Genomic DNA, 21,161 nt, shown 5'->3' on the forward strand with positions numbered 1-21,161 from the left:
CTGCTGTTACGCACCCCAGATAGATAGCATGCGCGAACTTGGTACGGCAACGCGTTGACTTACGTCGATTTGAAGTTCTATCGTCCTCATTGACTTCGATTTCGAAGGAAGCTGGAACGTGGGTGACCGAATGATCGAGGTGCGCGGCCTCCACAAGCGCTTCGGCGAGCACACCGCCCTGCGCGACGTCGACCTCGACGTGGCGCGCGGCGAGGTCGTCGTGGTGATCGGCCCGTCCGGGTCGGGCAAGTCGACGCTGTGCCGGTGCCTGAACCGGCTGGAGACGCCGGACGCCGGCACGGTCCGCGTCGACGGCGAGGACCTGCCCGCCGAGGGACGCGCCCTCGCCCGGCTGCGCGCCGACGTCGGCATGGTGTTCCAGGCGTTCAACCTGTTCCAGCACAAGACCGTCCTGCAGAACCTGACCCTGGCGCCCACGCGGGTGCGCGGCCTCTCGCGCGCCGAGGCGGAGCGGAACGCGCGCGAGCTGCTCGACCGGGTCGGCATCGGCGAGCAGGCCGGAAAGCTCCCGGCGCAGCTGTCGGGCGGCCAGCAGCAGCGCGCCGCGATCGCCCGCGCGCTCGCGATGCGGCCGAAGGCCATGCTGTTCGACGAGCCGACGTCCGCCCTCGACCCGGAGATGGTCGGCGAGGTCCTGGACGTGATGACGGGCCTCGCCCGCGACGGCATGACGATGGTGGTCGTCACCCACGAGATGGGGTTCGCCCGCCAGGTCGCCGACCGCGTGGTGTTCATGGCGGACGGCGAGGTCGTCGAGACCGGCACGCCGTCCGCCTTCTTCGACTCCCCCGCCAGCGACCGGGCCCGGGACTTCCTGGCCAAGGTCCTCAGCCACTAGTGCGACCCCCGGCGCGCCGCCCATGGCGCGCCACCCGAGAAAGGTTGTTGATCATGGTGCGTACCCCTGCGGGGCTGCGGCGGGCGGCGGTCGCCGCGGTCGCCGCGCTGTCGCTGACGGGCCTCGCGGCCTGCTCCGGCGGCGACTCCGACTCGGCCGTGCCCGGTTCCGGCGGCGGGAAGACCGACGACCTGGCGGCCTCGGCGCCGGTGGCGTCGAACATTCCGGCCGGCTCCACGATGGAGAAGATCAAGCAGCGCGGCGAGCTGATCGTGGGCGGCTCGCTGGACGCGCCGCTGCTGTCCCAGCAGAACCCGGCGACGAAGAAGGTCGAGGGCCTGGACGCCGACTTCGGCCGGCTCCTCGCCAAGTACATCATCGGCAAGCCCAACGTGAAGATCGTCAACTCGGCGTCGGAGACCCGCGAGGCGCTGCTGGCCAACGGCACCGTGGACGTGGTGTTCCAGACCTACAGCATCACCCCGGAGCGGGCGAAGCAGGTCGCGTTCGCCGGGCCCTACTACAGCTCCGGCCTGGTCATCGCCACCAAGAAGGACGAGACGGGCATCAAGCTCCCGGCCGACCTCAAGGGCAAGACGGTCATCGCCGGCGCCAACACCCCGGCCATCCCGGCGATCAAGAAGGCCGCCCCGGACGCGAAGATCGTCACGTTCGGCAGCGACCCCGAGTGCGTGCAGGCGCTGAAGCAGGGCCGCGGCGACGCCTACGTCCAGGACGAGGCGGTGCTGCTCGCCACCGCGAAGCAGGACCCGACGATCCAGATCCAGGGCAAGCCGTTCACCAGCGACCCCTACGGGATCGGCCTCAAGCACGGCGACACGCAGATGAAGCAGTTCGTCAACGACTGGCTCAAGCAGATCCAGGCGTCCGGCCTGTGGGCGAAGGTCTGGAAGAACTCGATCGGGACGGTCGTGCAGGGCGACGCCCCGCAGCCGCCCGCGATCGGGTCCGCGCCCGGCTCGGAGTGACCCCCGCCCCATGGACGTCATCACCGACCATCTCGGGGAGTTCGGCGACGGCCTGCTGCTGACCGTCGAGCTGACGCTGCTGTCGCTCGCCGGCGCGCTGGCGGCCGGGATCGCCGTCGCCGCGATGCGGGTCAGCCCGGTGCGCGTGCTGCGCGCCGCCGGGATGGCCTACGTCGAGGTGCTGCAGAACATCCCGCTGCTGGTGTGGCTCGTCATCGCCGTGTTCGGGCTCCCCGAGATCGGGGTGATCGCCGGGCTGTTCACCACGTCGGTCGTCGTCATCGCCCTCTACCAGGGGGCGTACACGGCCGAGGCGATCCGCTCCGGGATCAACGCGGTGCCGGCCGGGCAGGGCGAGGCGGCGCGGGCGCTCGGGCTGACGTTCGTCCAGTCGCTGCGGCTGGTCGTCCTTCCGCAGGCGCTGCGGACGGTCGTCCAGCCGCTCGGCAACATCGCGATCATGACGCTGATGAACACCGCGCTGGCCGCGGCGGTCGGCGTGGTCGAGCTGACCGCCGCCGCCAACCGGGTCAACCTGGCCGAGGCCCGGCCGATCTGGATCTTCGTGACGGCGGGGCTGGCGTACATGGCGCTGTCGGCGGTCTTCGGGCTGGTGACCGGCGGCCTGGAACGGAAGCTGGCGATCCTGCGATGAGCTCCTCCCGCCTGCTGTTCGACGAGCCGGGGCCGCGCGCCCGGCGCCGCATCCGGATCGCCACCGCGCTGACCCTGCTGGCGGGTGCCGTCCTCGCCGGGCTGGCCCTGCGGCAGTTCGCCGACAACGGCCAGCTCGCCGCCGACCGGTGGCGCCCGTACGGGACGTGGCCGATGTGGCGGTACCTGCTGGAGGGCCTGCGCTCCACGGTGTACGCGGCGGTCGTGTCGATCGCGCTGGCCATGGCGGCCGGTGTCGTGCTCGCGCTCGGACGGCTGTCGCCGGCGCGGTGGCTGCGCGTCCCGTCGGCGGCCTACGTCGAGGTCGTCCGGACGATCCCGGCGCTGCTGCTCGTCTACGTCGTGCTGTTCGCGCTGCCGAGGTACGGCGTCGACCTGCCGCTGTTCTGGAAGCTCGTGGTGCCGCTGTCGGTGTCCAACGCCGCCGCGTTCGCCGAGATCTTCCGGGCCGGGATCCGGTCGGTGGAGCGGGGCCAGCTGGAGGCGGGGCTCGCGCTCGGGCTGACGCGCGGGCGGGCGATGCGGCTCATCGTCCTGCCGCAGGCGGCGCGGCGCGTCCTGCCGTCGCTGGTCAGCCAGTCCGCGGGCCTGCTGAAGGACACCTCGCTCGGCTACGTCGTCAGCTACGCCGAGCTGCTGTACAGCGGGAAGGTGCTGGCGAACTACAACCACCTGCTCATCCAGACCTACCTGGTGATCGCGCTGGTCTACCTCGTGATCAACGCGTCGCTGGCCAAGCTCGCGCGGACGCTGGAGGCCCGGCAGCGGACCCGCCCGTCCCGCGCCGTCCGCGAGGCCGTCCCGGCCGCGCAACCGTGAGGAATCCCATGTACGACGTGCTGGCCGAGGTCGTCCGGAACGGCTTCGTCGAGAGCCGCCACTACGGCAGCGTCGCCGGGCTCGCCCCGGACGGGACGCTCGCCCACGCCCGCGGCGACGTGGCGGAGACCGTCCTGCCGCGCTCCACGACCAAGCCGTTCCAGGCGCTCGCCTGCCTGCGGGCCGGCGCGCCGCTGGAGGGCGAGCGCCTCGCGATCGCGGCGGGCAGCCACACCGGCGAGGACTTCCACGTGAAGACGGTCGAGGGCATCCTCGCCGGCGCGGGCCTCGGCCCGGACGCGCTGCGGTGCCCGCCCTCCTGGCCCGAGGACGAGCCGGCCAGGGCCGCGCTCATCCGCGCGGGCGAGGGCGAGTCCCGGGTGCGGATGAACTGCTCCGGCAAGCACGCCGCCATGCTCGCCGCGTGCGTCGCCAGCGGATGGCCGCTCGACACCTATCTCTCCCCCGACCATCCGCTGCAGCTGGCCGTCAAGGAGGTCATGGCCGGCTGCGCGGGCGAGGAGCCGTCGCCCGTCGCGGTGGACGGCTGCGGCGCGCCGCTGTTCGGCCTCACGCTGGCGGGCCTGGCACGGGCCGCGCGATCCCTCGTCCTGTCCGAGGACGCCCGGCCGGTCGCGGCCGCCATGCGGGCTTACCCCGAATACGTCGGCGGGACGGGACACGCCAACACCGAGTTCATGCGGGCCCTGCCCGGCTCGGTCGCCAAGGGCGGCGCCGAGGGCGTGTTCGTCGCCGCCACCGCCGAGGGCCACGCCGTCGCGGTGAAGGTCATCGACGGCAGCCCCCGCGCCACCACCGCCATCGCGCTGCGCGCGCTCGCCGCGCTCGGCGCCGACACCACCCCGGCCGAGCCGCTGGGCTCCGTCCCCGTCCTCGGCGGCGGGCGCCCGGTCGGCGAGATCCGCACCACCGAGGAAGGACGTACGTGAGCCTCACCTACGAGATCTGCATCGACGGCGTCGCCGGCGCCATCGCCGCCGAGAAGGCGGGCGCCCACCGCGTCGAGCTGTGCGCGGCGCTGTTCGAGGGAGGCCTCACCCCGACCCTCGGCACGGTCCGCGCCGCGCTCGCCGCCGTGACGTCGATCAGGGTGAACGTCATCATCCGCCCGCGCGGCGGCGACTTCGTCTTCGACGAGCACGAGGTCGCGGCGATGGAGCACGACGTGGCGCTCGTCCGGGAGGCCGGCGCGCACGGCGTGGTGATCGGCGCGCTCACCCCGGAGGGGACGATCGACCGTCCCGTCGTCGAGCGGCTGATCGCCGCGGCGGACGGGCTGCCGGTCACCTTCCACCGGGCCTTCGACATGGCCGCCGACCCGTTCGCCACGCTGGACGCGCTCGCCGGCCTCGGCGTGGCGCGCGTCCTGACGTCCGGGCAGGACGTGAGCGCGCTGGAGGGCGCGCCGCTGATCGCGGAGCTGGTGGAGCGCGCGGGCGACCGGATCATCGTCATGCCCGGCGGCGGGATCACCGACCGCAACGTGGCCCGCGTCGTCGAGGCGACCGGCGCCCGCGAGATCCACTTCGCCGCGCTGAGCGAGGAGCCGAGCCCGGCCGTCCACCGCAACCCGTACCCGTTCATGGGCGGGGAGCTGCGGCAGCCGGAGTACCGGCGGCAGGTCACCACCGCCGCCGGCGTCTCCGCGGTGATCCGCGCGGCCGGCTGACCGTCGGGGGGCTCCCCTCACCCCACCCGCTCGACGCGGGCGCGCCGGATGAGGAACTTGCCGGCCTCGCGCACCTGCTCGAAGGCCGCGTCGTTCAGCAGCATGCAGCTGCCGGACACCGACGTGACCTCCACGGTCGTCGACTTGCCGTTGTCGAGGTTGGTGACCTTCACCTTCGTCCCGACGGGGAGCGTGCCGCTGGACGCGGCCGGCGCGCCCGCCTCGCCGGACAGCGTCACCGTCGATCCGGGGCACACCACCTCACCGGACGCGGCGGGCGCCGTGCTCTGCGACGGCTCCGGCGCGGCGCTCCGGGTGGGCGGCGCCTGCTGCCCCGACCCCTGGGCCCCGCCGGACGCGCCGGACTTGGCGGCCGCCTCCTCCTTGCCGCAGAACGATTCGGTGAACGCGTCGACGGTCTCGCCGCGGGCCTTCTTGGCCCGCTCCCCCAGGCACAACGACGAGATCTTGTTCGCCGGGCCGAGGCCGCTGACGGCGTTGGTGGTGTTGGCGAACCGCTCGCGCTGGCGGCAGTGGAAGGCCAGCCCGAAGTCCAGCGCGGGATCGCCCTGGGCGGCGCGGGCGTTGACCGCCTGGCAGGTGGCGCTGATCTGCATGGCGGGCTTCTCGCCCTTCGCCCGCGCCGCCTGGCGCTGGTTCTCCAGCGCGGCGAACTCGGTCTGGTCGCAGTTCTGCGCGGCGCCGACGTTCACCGCCCGGCCCGCCGCGACGTCCTGCCGGATCTGCGCGCAGGCGGACGACTCCCCGGCGACCTGGCCCGCCACCCGCGTCTCCCCGCCCCCGCAGGCGACCGCCCCGCCCAGCACCGCCACCAGCCCGGCCGTGCCGAGCACCGTGCGCGCGAAAACCGTCCGGCCCATGTTCTGCTCCTTCTATCGACGAACACCCCTGGTTACGGGGCCGGGCGGGAAGGAGTTCAAAGATCAAATCTGCCTTAAATCCACCGAATTCCTCCCTGATGGACATTGCCCCCGCGGAGAGCGGTTCTTTGCGTGATCTTGTGGTGCCGTGGGGGCCGCGGAGTTGCGGACGGGGCATGGATCCCTGGGACCGAGGCCGGGTGACGGCGCCGACGAGCGGGAGCGGGCACATGCAGGTGAAGCTGGAGGCGGAGCTCGGTCGCATCCCGATCCTGGATGTGGCGCCGGTGGTGGGGTGTGGCCGGTGGCCGGCCAAGGCGGTGGTGGGTGAGACCGTCGAGGTGTCGGCGACGGTGTTCCGTGAGGGGCACGAGATGCTGGGCGCGGCGGTGGTGCTGCGGACGCCGGACGGGGAGGAGTTGCCGCCGCGGCGGATGGCCGAGGTCGGGGCGGGGCTGGACCGGTGGTCGGCGCGGGTGACGCCGACCGAGATGGGGTCGTGGTCGTTCCGGGTGGAGGCGTGGGGCGACCCGATCGCGCACTGGTGGCACGACGCGCAGATCAAGGTCCCCCGCGGGCAGGACGCCGAGCTCATGCTCGCCGAAGGAGTGGCGCTGTTCATGCGCGCCGCCCGGCACGTCCCCGCGGAGGACCGCCGCGTGCTGGCCCGGCTCGCCCGCTTCCTGGCCGACGAGGACGAGGACGTGCTCGAACGCCTCGCCGCGGCCGGCGCTCCGACGATCCTGGACGTGCTGGAGCGCTATCCGTTGCGGGATCTGCTGACGGTGAGTGACTGGTATCCGCTGGTGGTGCACCGCCAGCGTGCCCTGTACGGCGCCTGGTACGAGTTCTTCCCCCGCTCCGAGGGCGCCTCCTTCGACCCGATGGGCCGCCGCGGCCCCACCTCCGGCACCTTCCGCACCGCGATGAAACGCCTGCCCGCCATCGCCGACATGGGCTTCGACGTCCTCTACCTCCCCCCCATCCACCCCATCGGCACCAGCCACCGCAAAGGCCCCAACAACACCCTGGACGCCGGCCCCTACGACCCCGGCTCCCCCTGGGCCATCGGCTCACCCGACGGCGGCCACGACACCATCCACCCCGACCTGGGCACCCTGGCCGACTTCGACGCCTTCGTCGACTACGCCGGCACCTGCGGCCTGGAAATCGCCCTCGACCTGGCCCTGCAATGCTCCCCCGACCACCCCTGGGTCCACCAGCACCCCGAATGGTTCACCACCCGCGCCGACGGCACCATCGCCCACGCCGAAAACCCGCCCAAGAAATACCAGGACATCTACCCCCTCAACTTCGACAACGACCCCGACGGCCTGTATGACGCCGTCAAAACCCTGCTGCACCACTGGATGAACCACGGCGTCCGGATCTTCCGCGTCGACAACCCCCACACCAAACCCGTCGCGTTCTGGGAACGGCTACTGGCCGACATCCACACCACCGACCCCGACGTCCTGTTCTTGGCCGAGGCCTTCACCCGACCCGCCATGATGCACACCCTGGCCAAAATCGGGTTCCACCAGTCCTACACCTACTTCACCTGGCGCAACAACGCCGAAGAACTACGCGACTACCTCACCGAACTCACCGGCCCCGCCGCCACCTACATGCGCCCCAACCTGTTCACCAACACCCCCGACATCCTCAACCAATACCTCCAGCACGGCGGCCGCGCCGCCTTCGAAATCCGCGCCGTACTGGCCGCGCTGCTCTCCCCCACCTGGGGCATCTACAGCGGCTACGAACTGTGCGAGAACACCCCCGTACGGCCCGGCAGCGAGGAATACCGCGACTCAGAGAAATACCAGTACCGCCCCCCGCGACTGGGACACCGCCCACCACACCGGCGCCACCCTCGCCCCACTGATCACCCGCCTGAACACCCTGCGCAACACCCACCCCGCCCTCCAGCAACTCCGCAACCTGCACTTCCACCACATCGACCAACCCGAACTCCTGGCCTTCTCCAAACGCCACCTCCACGACACCATCCTGACCATCGTCAACCTCAACCCCCACCAACCCCGCGAAGCCACCGTGCACCTCGACCTGCCCGCCCTCGGCCTACCCGACGACCCCACCCACCCCCACACCGTCACCGACCAACTCGACGGCGCCACCTACACCTGGACCCAGTCCAACTACGTCCGCCTCGACCCGCGCACCAAGCCCGCCCACATCCTCACGTTCGAGCGGAACGAGGGACGCGGGCGGGCCGGTGGTGATGACGCCGCGGTCAGGCCGGTTCGGCGCCGCTGAGCAGGCGGTCCTCGATGGACCGGCAGCCGGTGAACACCGACCCGAGGCCTTCCCGGTCGATGATCTCGCGGAGCCTGGCGGGCAGCGCGGGCAGCGCCAGGCAGCCGCCCTCGGCGGCGACCCGCCAGCGGATGCCGAGCAGGATCGGCAGCGGGTCGCAGCGGACGCCGAGCCGGTCGTGCATCCGCACCATCAGATGCCGCAGGTTCCCCTCGACCAGGGTCGTCAGCGTCTCCCCGAGCCGCGGCACGGTGGCCTCGTCCAGCATGCCGGACAGGTGCACCACGGTGTGGTCGCCGTCCCCGGCCGCCGTCGTGGTGATCGTCAGCTCCGACGGCGCGGGCGGCGTCGGGGTGAGCCCGGCGTCCCCCGGATGCAGGGCGCGGATCGCGTCGAGCACGTGCGTGGTGTCGGCCTCCCCGCCGGCGCCGGAGGGGACGGGCGCGGCGGTCGCCGACGCCACGTCCGCGAACACCGGGACGAGCCGCGCAAGCCCCGTCAGGTGCAGCGCCCTGCGCACATGGGCGGACAGGGCGGGCACCACGGCCCGCAGCGTGCAGCCGAGCAGCCGCGCCCGGGTCTCGGCGCGGGCCAGCAGCACCAGCCCGGCGGCGTCCAGCAGGACCGCGTCACCGAAGTCGACGACGACTCCCCCGCGCCGCGTCCCGTGCGGGCCGGCGCAGGCGAGCGACAGCGCCCTGCTCACCCCCTCCCGGATCCCCGCGTAGTTCTGCCAGCTGATCTGCGCGGGCAGGCCGAGCACGATGAATCCTCGCCGGGTCTCGATGCTCAGGCCCGGCATGGTCGTGTCCTTCATCTGTCACATCCCGATCGGGGTTCGAGCGGCCGCGCGGGCGCGCCGGGGCGGAGCGGTGAGACGGCCCGGCGGCCGGGTCGCCGGCCGTTCGTCCGGGTAGGGCGGGCGGGCGCCGCGCACGACGCCCGTCAGCCGGGACGCCGCGAGGCGCTCGATGGTCCGCTCCTCGGGCCGCACCCCGAGATGGGTGCAGCAGCACCACAGGTCGTCCACGCAGCGGCGCACGCGCTCCACCGGTATGTCGGCGAAGCGGACGCGCAGCCGCGCCACGAGGTCATCGCGCGTCGGTACGACCGATGGCGACTTCTCCCAGCGCTCCACTGTCCCTCCGATCGCTTTGGACGGACGTCTTCCGCCCGAACCGAACAGAACCCGCCGCGGGGGCGGGTTCTGAGCTTGGAAATGACCTACCCGGGGGTTGCGACAGAAAAAGCGACGAACCTAAAAACACGGACATGACACAACCTTCCCCCGGCAAGTATTCGCGGGCGCCGGCGCCAGCGGACGGGCCGCGAACGACCGTGTTTTCACCACCGCTTTTCCGGGCCCTGCCGCGTGCAGATCACCGGCACCGAACCTTTTACGGATGGTTGCCCGCCCCGCACGTCCCCGGCGCGCGCCGCGGGAATTGCTGATCTAGATGTCTCCAACACACCCGGGGTGACCCATGCACGGCCAGCCGAAGAACACCGCCCGCAGCACGTCCGACGAGGTCACCGCACCGCGGGCGGGCACCGCGCCGCCGCCGGACGCCCCGCCGCCCGCCACCGGGCCCGCCGCCGGACCCGCCACGGGGCCCGCCGCCGGGCCGGTACCCGACCCCTTCGACGAGAAGGCTCCGCGCACGCCGCACTGGTTCAAGACGGCGGTGTTCTACGAGGTGTCGGTCCGCGGGTACGCCGACAGCAACAACGACGGCTACGGCGACCTGCGCGGCCTGATCTCCAAACTCGACCACCTGCAATGGCTCGGCGTCGACTGCCTCTGGCTCCTGCCCATCTACCAATCCCCCCTCAAAGACGGCGGCTACGACATCGCCGAATACACCCGCATCCTCCCCGAATTCGGCGAACTCGGAGACTTCGTCGACCTCATCGAACAAGCCCACGCCCGCGGCATCCGCGTCATCGCCGACCTGGTCATGAACCACACCTCCGACCAACACCCCTGGTTCCAGGCCTCACGCACCGACCCCCACGGCCCCTTCGGCGACTTCTACATGTGGGCCGACGACGACACCGGCTACCCCGACGCCCGCATCATCTTCATCGACACCGAATCCTCCAACTGGACCTACGACCCTGTGCGCGGCCAGTACTACTGGCACCGCTTCTTCACCCACCAACCCGACCTCAACTACGACAACCCCGCCGTCCAAGACGCCATGCTGGAAAACCTCCGCTTCTGGCTCGACCTGGGCATCGACGGCTTCCGCCTGGACGCCGTCCCCTACCTGTACGCCCGCGAAGGCACCAACTGCGAAAACCTCCCCCAAACCCACACCTACCTCAAACGCGTCCGCGCCGAAGTCGACCGCCTCTACCCCGACCGCGTCCTGCTCGCCGAAGCCAACCAATGGCCCGCCGACGTCGTCGAATACTTCGGCGACCCCGCCGCCGGCGGCGACGAATGCCACATGGCCTTCCACTTCCCCGTCATGCCCCGCATCTTCATGGCCGTCCGCCGCGAACAGCGCTACCCCATCTCCGAAATCATGGCCCAAACCCCCAAAATCCCCGACTCCTGCCAATGGGGCATCTTCCTCCGCAACCACGACGAACTCACCCTGGAGATGGTCACCGACGAAGAACGCGACTACATGTACACCGAATACGCCAAAGACCCCCGCATGAAAGCCAACATCGGCATCCGCCGCCGCCTGGCACCCCTCCTGGACAACGACCGCAACCAACTCGAACTCTTCACCGCCCTCCTGCTCTCCCTCCCCGGCTCACCCGTCCTGTACTACGGCGACGAAATCGGCATGGGCGACAACATCTGGCTCGGCGACCGCGACGCCGTCCGCACCCCCATGCAATGGACCCCCGACCGCAACGCCGGCTTCTCCCACTGCGACCCCGCCCGCCTCTACCTGCCCGTCATCATGGACCCCATCTACGGCTACCAAGCCGTCAACGTCGAAGCCCAGGCCAACAACCCCGGATCCCTCCTGCACTGGACCCGCAAAATGATCGAGATCCGCCAACGCCACCCCGTCTTCGGCGTCGGCTCCTACGTCGAACTGTCCGCCTCCAACCCCTCCGTCCTGGCCTTCACCCGCGAGATCACCGAGGACGAGAGCCCGTGGGGCGAGATGGACACGATCCTGTGCGTCAGCAACCTGTCGCGCTTCCCGCAGCCGGTGGAGCTCGACCTGCGCCGCTTCGAGGGCTACTCCCCCGTCGAGTGCATGGGCGGCGTCCAGTTCCCGGCCATCGGTGAGCTGCCGTACCTGATGACGCTTCCCGGGCACGGCTTCTTCTGGTTCCAGCTGGTTCCTCCGGAGGACGGCGGCGCGGACGCTCCCGCCGTCACCGGCCCCGGCGCGGGAAGGACCGCCTGACGTGCTGCCGCCCGCACCGGATCTCGTCCGCCACCTCGCCGAATGGCTGCCCCGGCAGCGGTGGTTCGGCGGCAAGGACGGCCCCATCGACGACCTGGCCATCACCACCGCCACCGAACTGCACCCCGGCGACCCCGCCCTGCACCACCTCATCATCGACGTCCGCCAGAACACCGACACCGACCACTACCAGGTCCTGCTCGGCGTCCGCCGCGACCTGCCCGACCGGCTCCGCTACGCCGAGATCGGCACGCCCACCGGTGAGCACGGCGCGGAGGTCCGCCTCTACGACGCCGCCCACGACCCGGACCTGACCCGGATCCTGCTGGACGATCTGGCGCGCGAGGCTTCCGCCGGGCCGCTGCGCTTCCACCGCGCCGGCGGCGCCCGGATCCGGACGGACCTGGCGAGCCTGCCCATCACCTCCGAGCAGAGCAACACGTCCCTGCTGTTCGGCGACGCCTACATCTGCAAGCTGTTCCGGCGGCTCAGCCAGGGCGTGAACCTGGACCTGGAGGTCAACCTCGCGCTGACCCGCGGCGGCTGCCCGCACGTCCCGGCCGTCCTCGGCTGGATCGACCTCGATCCGGGCGCGCTCGCCGGCGGAACCGGCGAGCCGATCACGCTCGGGCTGCTGTCGGACTACCTGTACACGGGCGCGGACGGCTGGAGCCTCGCCATCGCGAGCGTCCGCGACTGGTACGCGCACACGCCGGAGCCCGGCGACGGCGAGTGGGCGGAACTGGACGCGAGCGCCGCCGGCGGCGACTTCGCCGCGGAGGCCGGGCGGCTCGGCGCGGCCACCGCCGCGGTGCACCGCGCGCTCGCGGACGCGTTCGGCGTGACGACCCTCCCCGCGGCCGAGGTCCGCTCGATGGCGGCGCGCATGAACGCCGAGCTGACCGGCACCTGCCGCGCGGTGCCCCGCCTGGCGCCCCACGCCAAGGCGCTCACGGCGGCGTTCCTCGACCTGGCCGCGCAGGCGGAGCCGCTGCCCGTGCAGCGCGTCCACGGCGACTACCACCTCGGCCAGGTCCTGCGGACCGAGACGGGCTGGACGCTGCTGGACTTCGAGGGCGAGCCGGCGCGGACGCAGAGCGAGCGCCGTGCCCTCGCGCACCCGCTGCGCGACGTCGCCGGCATGCTCCGCTCGTTCGAGTACGCGGCGCGGTTCCTCATCACCAAGCCCGGAACGGTGCCGACCGAGTCGGGGCCGTGGCTGGAGACCCGGGCGCACGCCTGGGCGGCGCGCAACCGGGCGGCGTTCTGCGCCGGCTACGCGGCGGCCGGCGGGCCCGACCCGGCGGCGCACGCCGCGCTCATCCGCGCCTTCGAGTTCGAGAAGGCGGTCTACGAGGTTCGGTACGAGGCACGGAACCGGCCGGCCTGGCTGCCCGTCCCGCTGAAATCGCTGGCTCACCTGACCGCTTGATCAAAGACACTGAAGCGCGCATCCAATTCAGCGCCATGATCATGTAAAATCGGCGCGCTCGTCCAATTCCGGCGCGTTCCCCGGGTACCCGATCTCTCGGCAGGATGATCACCTGCTGTAACCGAACGGGGAACGGAGAACACCGGAATGTCCATCGCGCGCCACTCGCACGGAGACGGAAACGGTTGCGGAGCATTCGCCGGCCATAACGGCCGCAATCCGGCGGCCACCCGAAAACAGACGCTGCTCCGCATGGCCGTCACCGTGACGGCGACCGGGCTGGCGCTGGCGGTCCCGGCGGGCTCGCAGGCGCTGGCGGCGGTCAATCCGGCGGTGCTGCGGAGCCTCCACCTGGACTCGGCGACCATGCAGAAGGTGCAGGCGTACGACAGGTACCGGACGCGGGAGGCGAAGCAGCGCAAGCGCGCGAAGAAGGCCATGCGGTTCGCGCGCAAGCAGATCGGCAAGCCGTACCGGTGGGGCGCGGACGGGCCGCACGGCTACGACTGCTCGGGGCTCGCCATGGCCGCGTGGCGCAGGGCGGGCGTCAAGATCCCGCGCGTCACCTACGCGCAGTACCGCAGGGTGGCCAGGAAGGTGAGGCTGAAGGACCTCAAGCCGGGGGACCTCGTCTTCTTCCACGGCCGCAGCCACGTCGGCCTCTATGCCGGGCACGGCCGGTTCCTGCACGCGCCGCACTCCGGGGCGAACGTGCGCATCGACAAGTTCGGCGCCCGGCGCAAGAGGCAGTTCGCCGGCGCGGTGAGGCCCGGCGCACCGGCCTACAAGGAATGGTCGCCGTCGGTGAAGGAACTCGTCGAGAGAATCGACAGAATGAGCGCGGAGAAGCGCGCGGACCGGAAACCGCCAGATAAGGAGCGGACCCCCCAGATTCCGCCGCCCGCCGCTACATCACCCAAGAAAACCGACAATCCCCCAATGATCGCCCCCCGGCCGAACCCGGCGCAGCAGACCGCGCCACCCGGCGGCCGCCCCTCGGTGCCGGACGATGACGACTCCGCGGCACCACCGCCGCGCACCGGCGGGACGCCCGCCGGCCCGCCCGGCAGGGCGAAGCCCGGACCGCGGCCGCGGCTCGACCTCCGCAAGATCGTTTCCAGCCGGCACCGCCACTGGCACCGCGGGGAGTCCCTGCCCTGGGCGAAGTACGCCGGCCTCTGACCGAGCCCCTGATCGGGGCCCGTCCGCCGCGCCCGGCGCCGGGGCGTCCGCGACCGGGCGCGGCGTGCTTGACCTGGAGTGCGCTCCAGATGCTTGGCTGAGAACCCATGGAGTACACGCAGCTCGGCCGCACCGGCCTGAAGGTGAGCCGCCTGGTCCTCGGCACGATGAACTTCGGCCCGTTCACCGAGGAGGCCGACGGCCACGCCATCATGGACGCGGCCCTCGACGAGGGGATCAACTTCTTCGACACCGCGAACGTCTACGGGTGGGGCGAGAACAAGGGCCGGACCGAGGAGATCATCGGCACCTGGTTCGCGAAGGGCGGCGGGCGCCGCGAGAAGACCGTCCTCGCCACGAAGGTGTACGGCGACATGGGCGCGGAGGGCGCGCCCTGGCCGAACCAGGGCCGGCTGTCCGCGCTGAACATCCGCCGCGCCGCCGAGGCGTCGCTGAAGCGGCTCGGCACCGACCACATCGACCTGTACCAGTTCCACCACATCGACCGGACGACGCCGTGGGACGAGATCTGGCAGGCGATCGACGTCCTCGTCCAGCAGGGGAAGGTGCTGTACGCCGGCTCGTCCAACTTCCCGGGCTGGAGCATCGCACAGGCCAACGAGGCCGCCGCCCGGCGCGGCTCCCTCGGCCTGGTCAGCGAGCAGTGCCTGTACAACCTCGTCGAGCGGCGCGTCGAGATGGAGGTCGTCCCGGCCGCGCAGGCGTACGGGCTCGGCGTGATCCCGTGGTCGCCGCTGCACGGCGGGGTACTGGGCGGCGCCCTGCGCAAGGAGCGGGACGGGAGCGGCTCGCGCTCCCGGTCCGGCCGCGCGGCCGAGATGCTGGCCGACCCGGCGGAGCGGGCCCGCGTGCAGGCCTACGAGGACCTCTGCGGCAAGCACGACCTCGACCCCGGGGACGTCGGCCTCGCCTGGCTCCTCACCCGCCCCGGCGTGACCGGCCCGATCGTCGGCCCGCGCGTCCGGGAACAGCTCGACTCCGCCGTGCGGGCCGCCGGGCTGACGCTGTCCGAGGAGTTCCTCGCGGCCCTGGACGAGATCTTCCCCGGCCCCGGACCCGCCCCGGAGGCGTTCGCCTGGTAAGAGCCGTCGAACCGGCAGCGGCCACCGAGAACCTCGCGGGCGAGAGGCCGCCGTCCCCGGCACCGGGGCGGCGGCCTCTCGCATGTCCGCCGGACTTGCCGGGACGGCAACACGAATGGGACCTACCCGGACGAGCCATGCTAAGTTGCATCTGAAAACCATTATCGTTTCCGGGAGCCCCCATGATCTCAGCTCAGCGTGCCCGCGTGCTCGGGACGGCCGCCGCCGTCGCCGCCTCGGTGCTCGGGCTCGGCGCCTGCGGGTCGTCCGGCGCCGCGGAGCCGGCCGGCGGGCCGGTCGCCGTCGTCGCCTCGACCAACGTGTACGGCGACATCGCACGGCGGATCGGCGGCGGCGAGGTGACGGTGACGTCGTTCATCAGCGACCCCGCGCAGGACCCGCACTCCTTCGAGGCGGGGGCCCGCAACCGCCTCGCCGTCGCCAAGGCCGCCGTGGTGATCGAGAACGGCGGCGGCTACGACGACTTCATGGGCACCCTGCTGAAGGGTGCCGGCTCCAAGGCCGAGGTGCTCGACGCCGTCGAGATCTCCGGGAAGGCCGCGCCGGCGGGCGAGGAGCTGAACGAGCACGTCTGGTACGACCTGGCGTCCGTCGCGCGGCTCGCCGACCGGATCTCCGCCGCGCTCGCCAAGGCCGCTCCCGAGGACGCCGCGGTCTTCTCCGCGAACGCCGCCTCCTTCAAGACCAGGCTGAAGGCCCTGGAGGGGAAGGTGGCGGCGCTGAAGGCCGCGCACGCGGGTGAGGCCGTGGCGATCACCGAGCCGGTGCCCGGCTACCTGCTGGAGGCGGCGGGCCTGGAGAACGAGACACCGGAGGAGTTCAGCGAGGCCATCGAGGAGGGCGACGACGTCCCCCCGAGGGTGCTGCGGGACACGCTGGCGCTGTTCGCGGACAAGAAGGTGAAGGCGCTCGTCTACAACGCGCAGACGAGCGGGCCGCAGACCGAGCGGGTCCAGCGGGCGGCGAAGGACGGCGGCGTGCCGGTGGTGCCCGTCACCGAGACCCTCCCGGCCGGCCAGGACTACCTCACCTGGATGGACGGCACCATCACCGCGCTCCAGAAGGCGCTCTCATGATCGCTCTGCGCGACGCCGCCCTCTCCTACGGGGAGCGGACGGTGTGGCGCGGGCTGGACCTGGACGTGGCGGAGGGCGAGTTCCTGGTCGTCGTCGGGCCGAACGGGTCGGGGAAGACGAGCCTGCTCCGGGTGCTGCTCGGCCTCCAGCGGCTCTCCTCGGGGACGGTCACGGTGGACGGGCGCCGCCCGCGCCGGGGCGGCGACCTCGTCGGCTACGTCCCGCAGCACCGGTCCGTCCCGCCGCACACCCCGCTCCGGGCGCGCGACCTGGTGCGGCTCGGGGTCGACGGGCACCGGTGGGGGCCGTGGCGGCCGCGCCGCGAGACCCGCCGCCGGGTCGAGGACGTCCTGCGGGACGTGGGCGCCGCGCCGTTCGCGGACGTCCCGCTCCACGTGCTGTCGGGCGGCGAGCTGCAGCGGGTGCGGGTGGCGCAGGCGCTCGCGTCGGACCCGCGGGTCCTGCTCTGCGACGAGCCGCTCTCCTCGCTGGACGACGAGCACCAGCGGATCGTGAGCGGGCTGGCCGACCGGAGGCGGCGCGAGCACGGGACGGCCGTCGTGTTCGTCACCCACGAGGCCGGCCCGGTCCTGCCGTTCGCCGACCGCGTCCTGGACATGGGCGAGGTCCGGCCCGCGGCGGCGCCGGCCCCGCGGGCCGGGTCGCCCGCCCCGCACCGGGAGACGGCATGAGCTGGCACGCGATGTGGCACGAGATCTTCAACTTCGAGGACTACGGGGCGCTGCTCGGGCTCGTCCGCACCTCGCTCGTCGCCGGGGCCGTCCTCGGGCTGGTCGGCGGGCTGGCCGGCACGTTCGTCGTCATGCGCGACCTCGCGTTCGCCGTGCACGGCATCAGCGAGCTGTCGTTCGCCGGCGCGGCGGCCGCGCTGCTGCTCGGGGCGAGCGTGGCGGGCGGCTCGATCGCCGGTGCGCTCGCCGCCGCCGCGCTGATCGGGGTGCTCGGCGCCCGCGCCCGCGACCGGGGCTCGGTCATCGGCGTGCTGATGCCGTTCGGGCTCGGCCTCGGCGTGCTGTTCCTGTCGCTGTACAAGGGGCGGTCGGCCAACAAGTTCGGCCTCCTCACCGGCCAGATCGTCGCGATCGACACGCCCCGGCTGTCCTGGCTGCTGGCGACGTCGGCGGTGGTGCTGGTGTGCCTCGCCGTCATGTGGCGCCCGCTGGCGTTCGCGAGCCTCGACGCGGACGTGGCGGCGGCGCGGGGCGTGCCCGTCCGGACGCTGTCGCTGATGTTCATGCTCGTGCTCGGCCTCGCGGTGGCCGTGTCCGTGCAGGTCGTGGGGGCGCTGCTGGTGCTCGCGCTGATCTGCACCCCGGCCGCGGCGGCGGTCCGGGTCACCGCGTCGCCGGTGCTCGTGCCGGTACTGAGCACGGTCCTCGCGACCGTGTCGGTGGTCGGCGGCATCCTGCTGTCGATCGGCTCCAGCATCCCGATCAGCCCGTACGTCACGACGATCTCGTTCCTGCTGTACGGCGTCTGCCGCGCGGCGGGCGCCGTCCGCGCGCGGCGGGGCTGGACCGCGCGGCGCGGCCCGGCCCGGCTCGACACCGTCCCCACATGATCTCTACATGATCTCTTGGTGCCCGCCCGGCCCGGTGCGCCCGGCGCGCACCGCCTCCGCGCCGCCGTTCCGGATATGCCGGACCCGCGTTCGCCGGGACGTTGCGATTCGCTTACCCGGCCGTGGGCATCGCCGCGACCGGCACGGGAATGATCCGGGCGCTTGCGACTTACGGGGCGATTGGGAGGGGCGCGATGTGGGCTTTCGCGGGCCGTGACACCGCTATCGACCTGGGCAGCACGACCGTGCGGATGCATGTACGGGACCGCGGCGTCGTGTGCCGGGAACCGTCGCTGCTCGCCCGGTGCCGGCACACCGGGCGGATCCTCGCCCTCGGCTCCCCCGCCCGGGACATGGCCGGGCGCAACCCGGACGTGACCCTCGTCCGGCCGATCCGCGAGGGCGCGCCGACCGAGACCGACGAGGCCGAGTACCTGATGCGGCACCTGGTCCGCCGCCACCACCGGCGCCACTACACGGCGCGTCCCCGGCTGGTCGTCACCGTGCCGAGCGGGATGACGTCCGTCCACTACCGGGCGCTGCAGTTCTCCGCCTTCCAGGCCGGCGCGCGGCGGCTCACCCTCGTGCCGACGCCGATCGCCGCCGCCATCGGCATGGGCCTCACCTCGTCGGGGCGGTCCGAGATCACCGTGATCGCCGACATCGGCGCGGACCTCACCGACGTCGGCGTCATCTCGTTCGGCGGCCTCGTCTCCTCGCACACCGCGCCCATCGGCGGGTCGGCCTTGGACCGTGCCATCGTCGCGCTGGTCCGCCGCGAGCACGGCGTCGTGCTGTCGCCGTCCGCCGCGGAGGCCGCGAAGCTGGAGGTCGGCGCGGTGCCGCCGCTCGGCCGGCACCCGGTGCGGCAGACCGTCGTCAACGGCCGCGACATCACGACCGGCATGCCGCGGGGGCTGGTGCTCACCACCGTGGACGTCGGCCGCGCGATCGCCGGGCCGGTCGCGCGGATCGTGGACGCCATCCGCGCCGGCCTCGCCGGCTGCTCGCCCGAGATCTCCGGCGACCTGCTCGGCGTCGGCGTCACCCTCACCGGCGGCTGCGCCCGGCTGCCCGGGCTGGAGCGGCTGATCCACGACCGGACCGGGCTGGACGCGCGGCTCGGGGACGACACCGGCGACGCGGCCGTGCTCGGCGCCGGGGAGGTGCTGCGCTCGGCCCGCTCGCAGGAGCCGTCCGCCCGCGCGGGCTCCCCGCGCCCGCATCTGCTGACGGCCGTGCCGGAGTACTGACCCCCGGGTCGTTTCCGCTACGCGAGGTGCACCGCCGCGTCACGATGGGTGCATGGCCTTCGAAGGGATGCCGGGACACGACGTGATCAACGTCGCCGGCGAGCTGGAGCCGGTGGCGGCCGTCCGCGACCAGGAGGCCGCCGAGCGGCGGCGCGCGTACCCGCGCCTCGCGGAGCTGGGGCCGCCGGTGTTCGGCGTCGCCGAGCAGGCGGCCGGGGTGTGGCGGATCCTGCGACTCGGCGCGCGGGCTCCCCGCGAGGCGCGCGCCGATCTCGGCGGGCACCTGCGCGAGGCGGCCGGCGGGCACGGCGCGGCGGTGCGCGCGGAGATGCTGCGCCTCGCGGCCCTGCTCGCCCCGGCCGACGGCGAGCCGGACGCCCGCGACGAGTGCGCCGCCGGGCCGCTGCGCTACCGGGTCGTCCGCGTGCCCGGCTTCGCCCGGTCCGGCAACGACGGGCCGGAGCCCGCCCGCGTGACCGACGGCGAGTCGGGGCCGCTGCGCTCGTTCCGGATCGACCCCGCCGCCCCGGTCGCCCCGGCGGACGCGGCGCTGCGGCTGGAGCTGCTCGGCCTGCTGCCCGCCGCCGGGACCGTCCCCGACGCGCTGCGCCGCGAGGCCGCCGCCGCGGTCCGGGCGTATCCGGGGGTGGTGCTGCTGCCGCCGCGGTTCGACGTCCTGGAGGACCGCGACGACCACTGGTGCCCGATCACCGGCGGCACCGGGCCGCAGGACGCGCGCACCGCGCTGGCGTTCTACTTCCGGGTGCTGCTGCCGAAGGAGACGCAGGAGGGGTGCGCGCCGGCGAGCCCCGGCGAGCTGGCCGAGTACGCCCGGGCCGCCGACCGGGTCGAGGCGGGGGACGGCGTGGAGTTCGTCGCGTGCGGCCGGCGGTTCCGGATCGTCCGCGTCACCCGGATCGTCCGCGTCGGCCCGGACGGTCCGGAACCGGCCCGCCCGTCGGACGACCGGCTCCCGCCCCGTTAGAGTCCGGTGCCATGAGCGACGCACCCGGCCGGGACGGCACCGGCACCCCCCGGCTCCAGGAGGTCTCCGAGGGGATCTTCGCCTACGTCCAGCCGGACGGCAGCTGGTGGATCAACAACACCGGGTTCCTGGCCGGCGAGCGCGGTGTCACCGGCGTCGACGCGTGCTCGACAGAGCGCCGCACCCGCGCGTACCTGGAGGCGATCGGGTCTGTCACGGACCGGCCCGTCCGCACGCTGGTCAACACCCACCACCACGGCGACCACACGTTCGGCAACTACCTGTTCTCCGGGGCGACCGTCGTCGGCCACGAGGGGACGCGGGAGGGCGCGCTCGCCTGGGGGAAGCCCTTCGACGAGCCGTACTGGACGAAGGTCGAGTGGGGCGACATCGAGATCGAGCCGCCGTTCCTCACCTACACCGACGGCGTGACGCTCTGGGTGGACGACCTGCGCTGCGAGGTCCGGCACGTCGGGACGCCCGCGCACACCACCAACGACTCGATCGTGTGGATCCCGGAGCGGCGCGTGCTGTTCAGCGGCGACCTGCTGTTCAACGGCGGCACCCCGTTCCTGATGCAGGGGTCGATCGCCGGTGCGATCACGGTCCTGGAGGAGGTCGTCGCGCCGCTCGGCGCGGAGACGATCGTCCCCGGCCACGGGCCGGTCGGCGGGCCGGAGCTGATCGAGCCGGTGCTGGCCTACGCGCGGTTCGTCCAGGCGACGGCCGCGGCGGCCAAGAACGCCGGGCTGTCCCCGCTGGAGGCGGCGCGGGAGGCCGATCTCGGCCCGTTCGCGGAGCTGACCGACTCCGAGCGGATCGTCGGCAACCTGCACCGCGCCTACGCCGAGCTGGACGGGGTCGAGCCCGGCGGCACGATCGACCTGCTCGCCGCCCTCAACGACATGATCACCTACAACGGCGGCCGGCCCCTCACCTGCCGCGCGTGACGCG

General features: G+C 72.7%; 19 protein-coding genes and 1 pseudogene. 17 read left to right on the forward strand and 3 right to left on the reverse strand.

All coding sequences use genetic code 11. The annotated features are described in order from the left end of the window. Positions 1-130: 130 nt before the first annotated feature. From K8Z49_RS10325 to K8Z49_RS10350, 6 genes are read left to right on the forward strand one after another with little or no spacing between them, the layout of a single operon-like run. A complete protein-coding gene (locus tag K8Z49_RS10325; RefSeq protein ID WP_412521028.1) occupies positions 131-859 on the forward strand; it encodes an amino acid ABC transporter ATP-binding protein in 729 nt (242 codons plus the stop codon). A 53-nt stretch (positions 860-912) separates the two neighbouring features. Beyond that, the gene (locus tag K8Z49_RS10330; protein ID WP_033333719.1) at positions 913-1,848 is read left to right on the forward strand and encodes a glutamate ABC transporter substrate-binding protein; all 936 of its coding nucleotides are present in this window, start codon (positions 913-915) and stop codon (positions 1,846-1,848) included. 10 nt (positions 1,849-1,858) lie between these two features. Beyond that, entirely contained in the window at positions 1,859-2,503 is a 645-nt protein-coding gene (locus tag K8Z49_RS10335) for an amino acid ABC transporter permease (RefSeq protein WP_021598508.1), read from the forward strand. Next, a complete protein-coding gene (locus K8Z49_RS10340) occupies positions 2,500-3,342 on the forward strand; it encodes an amino acid ABC transporter permease (protein WP_021598509.1) in 843 nt (280 codons plus the stop codon). Before K8Z49_RS10335 ends, K8Z49_RS10340 begins: the two co-directional genes overlap by 4 nt. A gap of 8 nt (positions 3,343-3,350) precedes the next feature. Then, the gene (locus K8Z49_RS10345) at positions 3,351-4,292 is read left to right on the forward strand and encodes an asparaginase (RefSeq protein ID WP_075022041.1); all 942 of its coding nucleotides are present in this window, start codon (positions 3,351-3,353) and stop codon (positions 4,290-4,292) included. Then, positions 4,289-5,032 (forward strand): copper homeostasis protein CutC, encoded by a 744-nt coding sequence (locus K8Z49_RS10350; RefSeq protein WP_021598511.1) that lies wholly within the window; start codon positions 4,289-4,291, stop codon positions 5,030-5,032. Before K8Z49_RS10345 ends, K8Z49_RS10350 begins: the two co-directional genes overlap by 4 nt. Positions 5,033-5,049: 17 nt before the next feature. On the opposite strand, the gene K8Z49_RS10355 is transcribed toward K8Z49_RS10350, so the two are convergent. Further along, the gene (locus tag K8Z49_RS10355) at positions 5,050-5,913 is read right to left on the reverse strand and encodes a hypothetical protein (protein ID WP_021598512.1); all 864 of its coding nucleotides are present in this window, start codon (positions 5,911-5,913) and stop codon (positions 5,050-5,052) included. A 230-nt stretch (positions 5,914-6,143) separates the two neighbouring features. Between K8Z49_RS10355 and K8Z49_RS10360 the strand changes: the two are divergent. Then, positions 6,144-8,193: pseudogene (locus K8Z49_RS10360) on the forward strand (alpha-1,4-glucan--maltose-1-phosphate maltosyltransferase). Here K8Z49_RS10360 and K8Z49_RS10365 read toward each other — a convergent pair. After that, positions 8,171-9,010 (reverse strand): STAS domain-containing protein, encoded by an 840-nt coding sequence (locus K8Z49_RS10365; RefSeq protein WP_024936354.1) that lies wholly within the window; start codon positions 9,008-9,010, stop codon positions 8,171-8,173. The pseudogene K8Z49_RS10360 and the gene K8Z49_RS10365 sit on opposite strands and share 23 nt — an antisense overlap. A 3-nt stretch (positions 9,011-9,013) precedes the next feature. Further along, positions 9,014-9,331 carry a hypothetical protein gene (locus K8Z49_RS10370; RefSeq protein ID WP_024936353.1) on the reverse strand — a complete coding sequence of 106 codons (318 nt, stop codon included), beginning with the start codon at positions 9,329-9,331 and terminating at the stop codon, positions 9,014-9,016. A 346-nt stretch (positions 9,332-9,677) separates the two neighbouring features. Between K8Z49_RS10370 and treS the strand changes: the two genes are divergently transcribed. From treS to K8Z49_RS10420, 10 genes are all read left to right on the forward strand, one after another. Then, positions 9,678-11,573 carry a maltose alpha-D-glucosyltransferase gene (treS, locus tag K8Z49_RS10375; RefSeq protein WP_412518380.1) on the forward strand — a complete coding sequence of 632 codons (1,896 nt, stop codon included), beginning with the start codon at positions 9,678-9,680 and terminating at the stop codon, positions 11,571-11,573. A gap of 1 nt (position 11,574) precedes the next feature. Then, positions 11,575-13,005: a maltokinase N-terminal cap-like domain-containing protein gene (locus tag K8Z49_RS10380; RefSeq protein ID WP_024936781.1), complete on the forward strand. Its 1,431-nt coding sequence runs from the start codon at positions 11,575-11,577 to the stop codon at positions 13,003-13,005. Between the two features lie 252 nt (positions 13,006-13,257). Further along, on the forward strand, positions 13,258-14,187 hold the full coding sequence (locus K8Z49_RS10385) for a C40 family peptidase (RefSeq protein WP_024936780.1): 930 nt from the start codon (positions 13,258-13,260) through the stop codon (positions 14,185-14,187). A gap of 107 nt (positions 14,188-14,294) precedes the next feature. Next, positions 14,295-15,290, forward strand: a complete 996-nt coding sequence (locus K8Z49_RS10390) for an aldo/keto reductase (RefSeq protein WP_021599105.1) — start codon at positions 14,295-14,297, stop codon at positions 15,288-15,290. A gap of 182 nt (positions 15,291-15,472) precedes the next feature. Continuing rightward, a complete protein-coding gene (locus K8Z49_RS10395) occupies positions 15,473-16,387 on the forward strand; it encodes a metal ABC transporter solute-binding protein, Zn/Mn family (RefSeq protein WP_033334335.1) in 915 nt (304 codons plus the stop codon). Continuing rightward, positions 16,384-17,079, forward strand: a complete 696-nt coding sequence (locus K8Z49_RS10400; protein ID WP_075020562.1) for a metal ABC transporter ATP-binding protein — start codon at positions 16,384-16,386, stop codon at positions 17,077-17,079. The genes K8Z49_RS10395 and K8Z49_RS10400 overlap by 4 nt, the downstream gene beginning before the upstream one ends. Further along, entirely contained in the window at positions 17,076-17,969 is an 894-nt protein-coding gene (locus K8Z49_RS10405) for a metal ABC transporter permease (protein WP_412518384.1), read from the forward strand. Before K8Z49_RS10400 ends, K8Z49_RS10405 begins: the two co-directional genes overlap by 4 nt. Positions 17,970-18,163: 194 nt before the next feature. Further along, positions 18,164-19,222 (forward strand): rod shape-determining protein, encoded by a 1,059-nt coding sequence (locus K8Z49_RS10410; RefSeq protein WP_024936777.1) that lies wholly within the window; start codon positions 18,164-18,166, stop codon positions 19,220-19,222. 52 nt (positions 19,223-19,274) lie between these two features. Continuing rightward, on the forward strand, positions 19,275-20,207 hold the full coding sequence (locus K8Z49_RS10415) for a DUF5954 family protein (protein ID WP_024936776.1): 933 nt from the start codon (positions 19,275-19,277) through the stop codon (positions 20,205-20,207). A gap of 11 nt (positions 20,208-20,218) precedes the next feature. After that, positions 20,219-21,157, forward strand: a complete 939-nt coding sequence (locus tag K8Z49_RS10420) for an MBL fold metallo-hydrolase (RefSeq protein ID WP_412518387.1) — start codon at positions 20,219-20,221, stop codon at positions 21,155-21,157. Positions 21,158-21,161: the final 4 nt, after the last annotated feature.

This window comes from Actinomadura madurae (assembly GCF_047130825.1).
GTDB classification, from domain to species: domain Bacteria; phylum Actinomycetota; class Actinomycetes; order Streptosporangiales; family Streptosporangiaceae; genus Spirillospora; species Spirillospora madurae.